This window comes from Cytobacillus sp. Hz8 (assembly GCF_042263505.1).
Classification (GTDB): domain Bacteria; phylum Bacillota; class Bacilli; order Bacillales; family Cytobacillaceae; genus Bacillus_BE.
Map to the genome: position 1 here is coordinate 42,354 of NZ_JBHKFI010000027.1, position 10,559 is coordinate 52,912.

Consider the following 10,559-nt stretch of genomic DNA (forward strand, 5'->3'; position numbering starts at 1 on the left):
ATAAAATAAGTAAGAAGTATTATCAGGCTGTATTTTTTTCAAATAGGATTTGCATTAATTACAAGTGCAATTTCTTGTACTGATATGATTTTCTATGATACTATTTAGTATAGTTTTTGATCGTGGGAGGAGGTAAGGGATGAATCGGATCTTCCGTAATACCATCTTTTATTTATTAATTTTTCTTGTCATCATTGGCGTTGTAAGCTTTTTCAACGGTAACAATGAGCCGACAAAACATATAACATATGATAAATTTATTAGCCATTTGGAAAGTGGAGATGTTAAGTCCATTTCATTGCAGCCTGTACGAGGGGTATACGAGGTACGGGGTGAACTTGAAGGATATGAAAAAGGTGAACAATTTATCACTTATGTGTACGACAATGATTCTTCAATTCAACGAATTGAAAAATTAGCAGAAAAAGCAGAAGTAACTATTAACCCAGCAAAGGAAACAAGCGGATGGGTGACATTTTTCACCTCCATCATTCCTTTTGTTATTATTTTTATCCTTTTCTTCTTCCTTTTAAATCAAGCTCAAGGCGGCGGAAGCCGAGTGATGAATTTTGGAAAAAGCAAAGCGAGACTTTACAACGATGAAAAGAAAAAAGTTCGTTTTAAAGATGTTGCTGGTGCAGATGAAGAAAAACAGGAGCTTGTAGAGGTTGTTGAATTCTTAAAAGATCCACGAAAATTTGCCGAATTAGGAGCTCGTATTCCTAAGGGTGTTTTATTAGTTGGTCCTCCAGGGACAGGTAAAACGTTGCTTGCCCGTGCTGTTGCAGGTGAGGCTGGAGTTCCTTTCTTCTCAATCAGTGGTTCTGACTTTGTTGAAATGTTTGTTGGGGTTGGGGCTTCCCGTGTACGTGATTTATTTGAAACAGCAAAGAAAAATGCCCCATGTATTATTTTCATTGATGAAATTGACGCAGTCGGTCGTCAACGTGGTGCGGGACTCGGAGGAGGACACGATGAACGTGAACAAACTCTTAACCAATTGCTAGTTGAAATGGATGGATTTGGCGCAAATGAAGGGATCATTATTATTGCTGCTACGAACCGTCCAGATATTCTAGACCCTGCGTTATTACGTCCTGGTCGATTTGACAGACAAATTACGGTCGATCGCCCTGATGTCAATGGACGTGAGGCTGTACTTCAGGTTCATGCACGCAATAAGCCGTTGGATGAGCAGGTTAATCTTAAAAATATTGCCATGAGAACCCCAGGTTTCTCAGGAGCTGATTTAGAAAACTTATTAAATGAGGCGGCGTTAGTAGCTGCTCGACAAAATAAGAAGAAAATTGAAATGGAAGATATCGACGAAGCGACGGATCGGGTCATCGCTGGTCCAGCGAAAAAGAGCCGTGTTATTTCCAAAAAGGAAAGAAATATTGTGGCTTTCCACGAAGCTGGACACACAGTTATTGGCTTAATTCTCGATGAAGCAGATATGGTCCATAAGGTTACGATCGTTCCTCGTGGTCAAGCCGGCGGATATGCAGTAATGCTACCAAAAGAAGATCGTTATTTCATGACTAAGCCAGAATTGCTTGATAAGATTACAGGGCTACTGGGTGGCCGTGTTTCTGAAGAAATCGTTTTTGGTGAAGTAAGTACAGGAGCACATAACGATTTCCAAAGAGCAACAGGAATTGCTCGCAAAATGGTTACTGAATATGGTATGAGCGATAAGCTTGGACCATTGCAGTTCGGTCATACTCAAGGTCAAGTATTCCTAGGCCGTGATATTAATAATGAGCAAAATTATTCAGATGCTATTGCATATGAAATTGACTTAGAAATTCAAAGTTTTATCAAAGAATGTTACGAAAAAGCAAGAAAAATTCTGACTGAAAATCGTGACAAACTGGATCTTATTGCGAAGACATTACTTGAAGTGGAAACGTTAAATGCAGAACAAATTAGACATTTAGCTGATTATGGTACAATGCCTCCTGCTTCTGAAAAAGGAAATGTTGAAAATGTCAATAGCGATTCTGATGACGTTAAGGTTAATATCAATAGTAAAAAAGCTGAAGATTTAAATGAGAGCCCAATTGAGGCTTCAGAAGAAATTACTGATGAAACAAATAGTTCCACTAAATCTTCTTCTGATGATGATAAGAGCCTTTAATGGAATGTCATTAAAAGAGATACTCATTGCCGAGTATCTCTTTTCTTATATAGAAATGTTGTTACAATCATGTTAATTCTAATTCGATGATTTTTCACACATATGGTATGATGTTGGCAGTATGATTTGTCTTCATAAAATCAAAAAAGTGGTGAGAATAAATGATCTTTGTTTTTGATATTGGAAATACTAATATTGTACTTGGTGTTTATAAAGGAGAAGAGCTTATCCATCATTGGCGGATCGAAACGAATCGCCATAAAACAGAAGATGAATATGGAATGATTATTCGGTCTCTATTTGAGCATGGAAACCTAACTTTTGAAGATATTGATGGTATTATTATTTCATCAGTGGTTCCTCCTATCATGTTTGCGATTGAAAGAATGTGTGAAAAATACTTCCATATAAAACCGCTAATTGTTGGCCCAGGAATAAAAACAGGTTTAAATATAAAATATGAAAATCCAAGAGAGGTTGGGGCCGATCGTATCGTGAATGCTGTGGCGGCTATTCATGAATATGGCAGTCCATTGATTATTGTCGATTTTGGTACAGCGACAACTTATTGTTATGTAAATGAAGAAAAACAATATATGGGTGGAGCGATTGCCCCAGGAATCAATATTTCAACTGAGGCTTTATATTCAAGAGCAGCAAAGCTTCCTCGGATTGAAATAGCAAGGCCGGATCATATTGTTGGAAAGAATACAGTCTCTGCCATGCAGTCTGGAATTCTTTACGGTTATGTTGGACAGGTTGAAGGAATTGTTAAACGAATGAAGGTGCAAAGTAGGGAGAAGCCGATGGTGGTGGCAACAGGTGGCTTAGCAAATCTTATTGCTCATGAGTCTGATGTCATTGATGTGGTAGACCCACTACTAACATTAAAGGGATTAAAACTAATTTATAAACGGAACAAAGAGAATATGAAGCATTAATTTGAAGAATAAAAGGAGAAATTGAATGAGCGATTATTTAGTTAAAGCCATAGCATATAATGGTCAGGTTCGTGCATATGCGGTTCGTAGCACCGAAACAATTGGAGAAGCTCAAAGACGCCATTATACTTGGCCAACGGCTTCAGCTGCACTGGGAAGAGCGATGTCAGCCACTGTGATGATGGGGGCCATGCTACAAGGTGAGGATAAATTAACGGTCAAAATTGAAGGTGGAGGTCCTATTGGGGCAATTTTGGTCGATAGTAACGCCAAAGGAGAGGTTAGAGGGTATGTGACTAACCCACAAACACATTTTGATCTAAATGAGCACGGTAAATTAGATGTAAGAAGAGCTGTCGGAACCTCCGGCATGTTATCAGTCGTTAAAGATATTGGGTTAAGGGATTACTTTACAGGTCAGGTACCAATTGTATCTGGTGAATTGGGGGAAGACTTCACTTATTATTTTGTGACATCTGAACAGGTCCCTTCTTCTGTTGGTGTTGGAGTTTTGGTTAATCCGGATAATAGTATTTTAGCTGCAGGAGGATTTATTATTCAATTAATGCCAGGAACAGAGGATGAAACGATTACGGAAATTGAAAATCATTTGAAAACTATACCACCTGTTTCTAAATTAATTGAAAAAGGGTTAACCCCTGAAGAACTACTTTTTGAGCTTTTAGGAAAAGAAAATGTAAAAATATTAGAGAAAATGCCAGTGGCCTTTAGTTGTACCTGTTCAAAAGAACGTTTTGCTAATGCCATTATTAGTCTTGGGAAAGACGAGATTGAGGATATGATTGAAGAGGATGGCAAGGCAGAGGCACAGTGCCATTTTTGTAATGAAATTTATCATTTCACAAAAGAAGAATTGGAACAACTAAAAGAAGAAGCAAAAGGGAATTAAAGTGAATTAGATTCCTTTTGAGAGTTAATCTTTATGGAGTTTGGTTTTTGATAATGCGAAAACTTATCAGAAGCAAACTCCATTTATTTTTATACTTAAAGAAAGTATAAATTGGCAGCTGTGATGAAAATTCAACGTAGAGGCCAATTTTAGGAATAAAGTATAAGTGCACAAAGGGAGGCTTCCGAGAGAGCTTCGCAGCCGAAAAAAGTGTTTTTCTTTTTTCGGTGAACTACGCCTCTGCCTTCGCCTCTGCCTTCGCCTGAAGGCTTGCCAATCGGCGAGTTTTCTTTATGTGAAGGTGTTTGAGGATCTCCTTTGAATCATTGGAGGGAAAAATATTTTTCAGAAAAGTTAATAAATCTTGGGTAAATGAATTGACTTATAAACCAATACTTGATAAATTTTAATTAAACCAATAAATTTAGTCGGAATAAAGAGGAGTGAATGGAATTGGCACAAGTAGCAAATTCAGTATTAGAATTGATTGGTCAAACTCCAATCGTAAAGTTAAATCGTGTAGTAGATGAGGATATTGCAGATGTCTATTTGAAATTAGAGTATATGAATCCAGGGAGTAGCGTGAAAGACAGAATTGCCTTAGCGATGATTGAAGCAGCTGAAGAAAGTGGAGATTTAAAACCTGGAGATACTATTATTGAACCAACAAGTGGAAATACTGGGATTGGACTAGCTATGGTTGCTGCTGCAAAGGGTTACAAAGCTATTCTTGTAATGCCAGAGACCATGAGTATAGAACGTCGCAATTTACTTCGTGCCTATGGCGCAGAGCTTGTTCTAACTCCAGGACCTGAAGGAATGGGTGGAGCAATTCGTAAAGCAGAGGAACTAGCGAAAGAACATGGCTATTTTGTACCTCAACAATTCGAAAATCTATCAAATCCTGAAGTTCATAGAAGAACAACAGGAAAAGAAATTGTTGAGCAACTTGATCAATTGGATGCGTTTATTGCAGGAATCGGAACTGGCGGTACGATTACAGGTGTTGGTCAAGTATTAAAAGAGAATTTTAAAGGAATTAAGATTTATGCGGTTGAACCAAAGGATTCACCAGTTCTTTCTGGAGGAAAGCCAGGTCCACATAAAATTCAAGGTATCGGTGCTGGCTTTGTTCCTAAAGTATTAGATACTGATGTATATGATGAAATTATCCAAGTTGGAACGGATGATGCTTTTGAATATGCTCGTCGTGCAGCTAAAGAAGAAGGGATTCTAGGAGGAATATCTTCCGGTGCCGCTATCTATGCTGCTATTCAAGTTGCTAAGAAACTTGGAAAAGGAAAGAAAGTCCTTGCGATTCTCCCAAGTAATGGTGAAAGATATTTAAGTACGCCTTTGTATCATTTTGATGAAGAATAAATTAATCCTTTTGAGCAACAGTCTTTTGGACTGTTGCTTTTTTTTTGTTTAAGTAAGACAATAACTTCTAGAAACTTTTAAAAATGCTATTACCTCATGATCTATTTGATTTTTAATCATAAAATATGAAACCGTGTAAATCATCATGTATGATAAAAAGGGGTTTTCATCTTTTGGTATATAAAAAAGAAGATAAAGTGGGAGGAACGGCAATGTTAAAAAAGCGAGATGAGACCATTCCATGTGGTCCTTATACATTGGATTATGGGAAGAAAACTCTGATTATGGGTATTTTAAATGTCACCCCTGACTCATTTTCGGATGGAGGGAAATATAATCGTTTGGATATGGCAGTCAGGCATGCGTTAGAAATGGTTGAGCAAGGGGCTGATATCATTGATATCGGGGGAGAGTCTACAAGACCAGGATATGAGATGATTTCAGATGAAGAAGAAATTGAACGGGTGGTCCCGGTAATAAAGGCAGTTTCTGAGGCCGTTCATGTCCCTATTTCAATTGATACGTATAAAGCGAAAGTTGCCAAAGAGGCACTCACGGCAGGAGCTCATATCATAAATGATATATGGGGAGCGAAGGCGGATCCGAATATGTCATCAGTAGCTGCTGAGTTTGATGTTCCGATTATCTTAATGCATAATCGCCATAATCGAGATTACCATGTGTTTATCAGAGATGTTTTCTATGATTTATATGAGAGTATTCGACTAGCGAAACAGGCTGGCGTAAAGGATGATCGAATTATATTAGATCCAGGAATTGGATTTGCAAAGGACTTAAATGAAAATCTTGAGATGATGAGAAATTTAGATAAATTAGTGTCATTAGGATATCCAGTCCTACTAGGAACATCCAGAAAAAGAATGATTGGAACTGTGTTGGATTTGCCTGTTGATGAGAGAATGGAAGGGACAGGAGCGACGGTATGTTTCGGCATTCAACAAGGTTGTCAAATCATTCGAATTCATGATGTAAAGGAAATGAGCAGAATGGCCAAAATGATGGATGCGATGATGGGTAAGGGTGATTACGTTGGATAAAATTTATGTGAATCGGATGCAATTTTATGGCTATCATGGAGTTTTTCCAGAAGAAACACGATTAGGTCAGCGCTTTATCATAGATTTAATGGTGGAAGTCGATTTGCGTAAGGCAGGGGAGAACGATCTTTTAGCTGACTCTGTTAACTATGGTGATTTATATCAATTAAGTCAAGATATCGTCGAAGGTAAACCATTTAAGTTAATTGAAGCTGTTGCTGAAAAAATATCTTCCGTAGTTTTAGAGAGATATCCTTCGGTTTATGCAGTTACAGTTAAGGTGACTAAGCCCGATCCTCCCATTCCTGGACATTATGATTCTGTTGCTATTGAGATTACAAGGAGTAGATAATCATTGGATAATCAAGCATATATTGCACTTGGCTCAAATATTGGGAATCGCTTTCTTTATTTAAGTCAAGCTATTCAGGAGCTAGCGAAACGGAAGGAAGTAGTGTTAGAAAATACTTCGTCTGTTTATGAAACTGATCCAGTGGGGTATGAAGATCAGGATCCATTCTTAAATATGGTAATTAAAGTCAGCACCAGTTTAAAACCGATGGATTTATTAATGGTTTGCCAAGAAATCGAGAAAAATCTTGGGAGAAAAAGGGAAATTCGTTGGGGTCCTAGAACATTAGACCTTGACATTCTCTTGTATAATCAAGAAAATATTGAATCAGAGAACCTAATGATTCCTCATCCTCGGATGACAGAACGCGCTTTTGTCATGATACCTCTTTTAGAAATCAATCCAGACATCCATGTACCGAAGATGAATCAATCATTGAAAGATTTATGGAATGATCAAGTTATATCGAATAAAGAAGGGGTACGAAAATGGAAGCAGAAAAATGGGGAAGGCGTATTCGCGCTTTTCGCAAATTAAAGGGGTATACGCAGGAAAGCTTTGCAAAAGAGCTCGGTGTCTCAGTATCTATTTTGGGAGAGGTAGAACGAGGTAATCGAATGCCAACAACTGAATTAATTGAGCAGATTGCGCATTTATTAAATATTAGTAAAGAAGATTTAACTCCACCTAATGAAAAAGAGTGATAAAGATTTCCAAAATTAAAGGAGGTAACCAATGCTTAAAATTGGAGATATTCAGATGAAAAACCCTGTCGTGTTAGCACCAATGGCGGGAGTATGTAATTCGGCTTTCCGTTTAACGGTTAAAGAATTTGGCGCTGGATTAGTTTGCGCCGAAATGGTAAGCGATAAAGGGATTATTTATAAAAACGAAAAAACCATGAATATGTTGTATATAGATGAAGGAGAAAAACCATTAAGTTTACAAATATTTGGTGGTGAAAGAGAATCCCTTGTGGAAGCAGCAAAATTTGTCGACAAGAATTCAAATGCTGATATTATTGATATCAATATGGGATGTCCTGTACCGAAAATTACAAAATGTGATGCTGGGGCAAAATGGCTTCTTGATCCAGATAAAATCTATGAAATGGTATCAGCTGTAGTGGATGTCGTAGATAAGCCAGTTACGGTAAAAATGCGTATGGGCTGGGATGAAGATCATATTTATGCCATTCGAAATGCTCAAGCGGTAGAAAGAGCAGGAGGACAAGCGGTATCCTTACATGGCAGAACTCGTGTACAAATGTATGAAGGAAAAGCAAACTGGGATATTATTCGTGAAGTGAAACAAGCGGTGCATATTCCGATTATCGGAAATGGGGATGTTCAAACTCCTCAGGATGCCAAACGCATGCTCGAAGAAACAGGTTGTGATGGAGTGATGATTGGACGCGCTGCTTTAGGGAACCCATGGATGATTTATCGGACTGTGAAATATTTAGAAACGGGCGAATTAATGGGAGAACCGTCTGTTCGTGAAAAAATTAATGTATGTATTCTTCATTTGGATCGTTTGATTGCCTTGAAAAATGAAAATGTTGCTATTAGAGAAATGCGTAAACATGCTGCATGGTATTTGAAAGGACTTCGTGGTAATGCTAAGGCTCGAAATGCAATAAATGAATGTAATACAAGAGAAGAACTTGTGACACTGCTAAATGCACTAGTTATTGAATCAGAGGAAATGGAACAACAGAGATCTCAGGCTATCTAAGGTTTGACTTATGGCAAATCTTTCATTATAATTCATTCATGTGAAAAACTGCCAGAAATCCAATGGCAGTTTTTTTCGATTATAAACATTTATGATGTCTGTTATGAATAAATTGTGTAAAATATTATGGTATGTACTATTTTATCCCACTCTTAACGGACAGTAAGACTCCCACTTCAAGATTCTGAGAATACGAAGAAGATAAGTGGGAGATCAACTGTCCGTAAAGGTCCGATAAGTGAAATAAGATTTTTCTTTGGGCTTCAGCCCTTAGAAAAATCAATCAGGCTCTGCGTGACTAACCATCAGTGGGGATGAATGAAAACCCCCACTGATGGAAGTTTCACTTTATGAAATCGCATTAATGCGTCCTACATAAGAAGATGTAATGGAGATGATTGTGTTGAGTAACGAGGAATTAAATGATTTATTAATGGTTAGGCGGGAAAAACTTAATGCTTTACGAGAAAAAGGATTAGATCCTTTCGGAAAACGTTTCGAGCGTACTAATCTTGCTCAAGAATTAATTAATCAATACGGAGAGTTAGAAAACGAAGCTATCGAAGAGCAAAATGTGTCTGTCGCTATTGCTGGTCGTGTCATGACAAAACGTGGCAAAGGAAAAGCTGGTTTTGCTCATATTCAAGATTTATCAGGGCAAATTCAAATTTATGTGCGAAAAGATGCCGTTGGTGATGATCAATATGAGATTTTTAAAGAAGTTGATTTAGGTGATATCGTTGGACTTAGAGGTACTGTTTTTAAAACAAAAGTAGGAGAACTTTCTGTGAAGGTTCACGATTTTGTTTTATTAACGAAATCACTTCGTCCTCTTCCTGATAAATTCCACGGATTAAAGGATGTAGAACAACGTTATCGTCAACGTTATCTTGATTTAATTATGAGCCAAGAGAGTAAAAAAACCTTTATCACTCGTAGTAAAATTATTCAATCAATGAGACGTTATCTTGATAATCATGGTTATCTAGAAGTAGAAACACCTATGATGCATTCTATTGCGGGAGGAGCATCTGCAAGACCGTTTATCACCCATCACAATGCATTAGACATGCAATTATATATGCGTATCGCAATTGAATTGCATTTAAAGAGATTGATTGTAGGTGGACTAGAGAAGGTATATGAAATCGGCCGTGTTTTCCGTAATGAAGGGGTATCAACAAGACATAACCCTGAATTCACCATGATTGAGCTATATGAAGCTTATGCTGATTTCCGTGATATTATGAGCTTAACTGAAAATCTTATTGCTCATATTGCCCAAGAAGTACTAGGTTCAACAAAGATCCAATACGGTGAATATGAAGTTGAGTTGAAACCTGAATGGAAGAGACTTCACATGGTTGATGCTATTAAGGAATATACTGGCGTTGATTTCTGGAAAGAAATGAGTACGGAAGAAGCTCGTCAGCTTGCCAAGGAAAACGGCGTTGAAATTAACGATAATATGCAATATGGACATATCGTAAACGAATTCTTTGAACAAAAAGTAGAAGAAAAGCTTATTCAACCTACTTTTATTTATGGGCATCCAGTGGATGTTTCTCCACTTGCTAAGAAAAATGACGAGGATCCTCGCTTTACAGATCGTTTTGAGCTATTTATCGTTGCTCGTGAGCACGCTAATGCATTCACAGAGTTAAATGACCCAATTGACCAAAAGGAACGCTTTGAGGCTCAATTAAAAGAGAGAGAGCAAGGTAATGATGAGGCTCATATGATGGATACTGACTACATTGAGGCTCTTGAATATGGGCTTCCACCTACCGGGGGCCTAGGTATCGGCGTTGACCGTTTAGTTATGCTATTAACCAATTCACCGTCTATTAGAGATGTATTATTATTCCCATTAATGCGCCATAAATAAGTATTTGTGAAAAAAGCAGGCTTTTTTTGAACTGCACCCCAATTGTTAGACACTATCTAACAATTGGAGGTGCAGTTTTTATATGACTAAATATACAAGTGATATAAAATTAAATATTATTCAAGGCTATAACCCGAAAGTAATTTCTCAAAA

The 10,559-nt window shown here is 37.6% G+C and carries 10 protein-coding genes; all 10 read left to right on the forward strand.

Annotated features, from left to right (window positions below):
- The first annotated feature begins 139 nt into the window (after window positions 1–139).
- Window positions 140–2,140 carry an ATP-dependent zinc metalloprotease FtsH gene (gene ftsH, locus ACE38V_RS21670; protein ID WP_375844639.1) on the forward strand — a complete coding sequence of 667 codons (2,001 nt, stop codon included), beginning with the start codon at window positions 140–142 and terminating at the stop codon, window positions 2,138–2,140.
- A gap of 161 nt (window positions 2,141–2,301) precedes the next feature.
- Entirely contained in the window at window positions 2,302–3,081 is a 780-nt protein-coding gene (locus ACE38V_RS21675; RefSeq protein WP_375844641.1) for a type III pantothenate kinase, read from the forward strand.
- A gap of 25 nt (window positions 3,082–3,106) precedes the next feature.
- Window positions 3,107–3,991, forward strand: a complete 885-nt coding sequence (hslO, locus tag ACE38V_RS21680; protein ID WP_375844643.1) for an Hsp33 family molecular chaperone HslO — start codon at window positions 3,107–3,109, stop codon at window positions 3,989–3,991.
- A gap of 453 nt (window positions 3,992–4,444) precedes the next feature.
- Window positions 4,445–5,371, forward strand: a complete 927-nt coding sequence (gene cysK, locus ACE38V_RS21685) for a cysteine synthase A (RefSeq protein WP_375844644.1) — start codon at window positions 4,445–4,447, stop codon at window positions 5,369–5,371.
- A 212-nt stretch (window positions 5,372–5,583) separates the two neighbouring features.
- On the forward strand, window positions 5,584–6,429 hold the full coding sequence (folP, locus tag ACE38V_RS21690; protein ID WP_375844646.1) for a dihydropteroate synthase: 846 nt from the start codon (window positions 5,584–5,586) through the stop codon (window positions 6,427–6,429).
- Window positions 6,422–6,781 carry a dihydroneopterin aldolase gene (gene folB, locus ACE38V_RS21695; RefSeq protein WP_375844648.1) on the forward strand — a complete coding sequence of 120 codons (360 nt, stop codon included), beginning with the start codon at window positions 6,422–6,424 and terminating at the stop codon, window positions 6,779–6,781. The genes folP and folB overlap by 8 nt, the downstream gene beginning before the upstream one ends.
- 3 nt (window positions 6,782–6,784) lie before the next feature.
- On the forward strand, window positions 6,785–7,318 hold the full coding sequence (gene folK, locus ACE38V_RS21700) for a 2-amino-4-hydroxy-6-hydroxymethyldihydropteridine diphosphokinase (protein WP_375844650.1): 534 nt from the start codon (window positions 6,785–6,787) through the stop codon (window positions 7,316–7,318).
- Entirely contained in the window at window positions 7,270–7,485 is a 216-nt protein-coding gene (locus ACE38V_RS21705; protein ID WP_375844652.1) for a helix-turn-helix domain-containing protein, read from the forward strand. Before folK ends, ACE38V_RS21705 begins: the two co-directional genes overlap by 49 nt.
- A gap of 31 nt (window positions 7,486–7,516) precedes the next feature.
- Window positions 7,517–8,518: a tRNA dihydrouridine synthase DusB gene (dusB, locus tag ACE38V_RS21710; protein ID WP_375844654.1), complete on the forward strand. Its 1,002-nt coding sequence runs from the start codon at window positions 7,517–7,519 to the stop codon at window positions 8,516–8,518.
- A gap of 403 nt (window positions 8,519–8,921) precedes the next feature.
- Complete coding sequence (lysS, locus tag ACE38V_RS21715) at window positions 8,922–10,406, forward strand: lysine--tRNA ligase (RefSeq protein WP_375844656.1); 1,485 nt, start codon at window positions 8,922–8,924, stop codon at window positions 10,404–10,406.
- Window positions 10,407–10,559: the final 153 nt, after the last annotated feature.

Excerpts from the sequence above, each read along its gene's own strand:
- ftsH (WP_375844639.1), top strand. The coding sequence starts at position 140 with ATGAATCGGATCTTCCGTAATACCATCTTTTATTTATTAATTTTTCTT.
- ACE38V_RS21675 (WP_375844641.1), top strand. The coding sequence starts at position 2,302 with ATGATCTTTGTTTTTGATATTGGAAATACTAATATTGTACTTGGTGTT.
- hslO (WP_375844643.1), top strand. The coding sequence starts at position 3,107 with ATGAGCGATTATTTAGTTAAAGCCATAGCATATAATGGTCAGGTTCGT.
- folP (WP_375844646.1), top strand. The coding sequence starts at position 5,584 with ATGTTAAAAAAGCGAGATGAGACCATTCCATGTGGTCCTTATACATTG.
- ACE38V_RS21705 (WP_375844652.1), top strand. The coding sequence starts at position 7,270 with ATGGAAGCAGAAAAATGGGGAAGGCGTATTCGCGCTTTTCGCAAATTA.
- dusB (WP_375844654.1), top strand. The coding sequence starts at position 7,517 with ATGCTTAAAATTGGAGATATTCAGATGAAAAACCCTGTCGTGTTAGCA.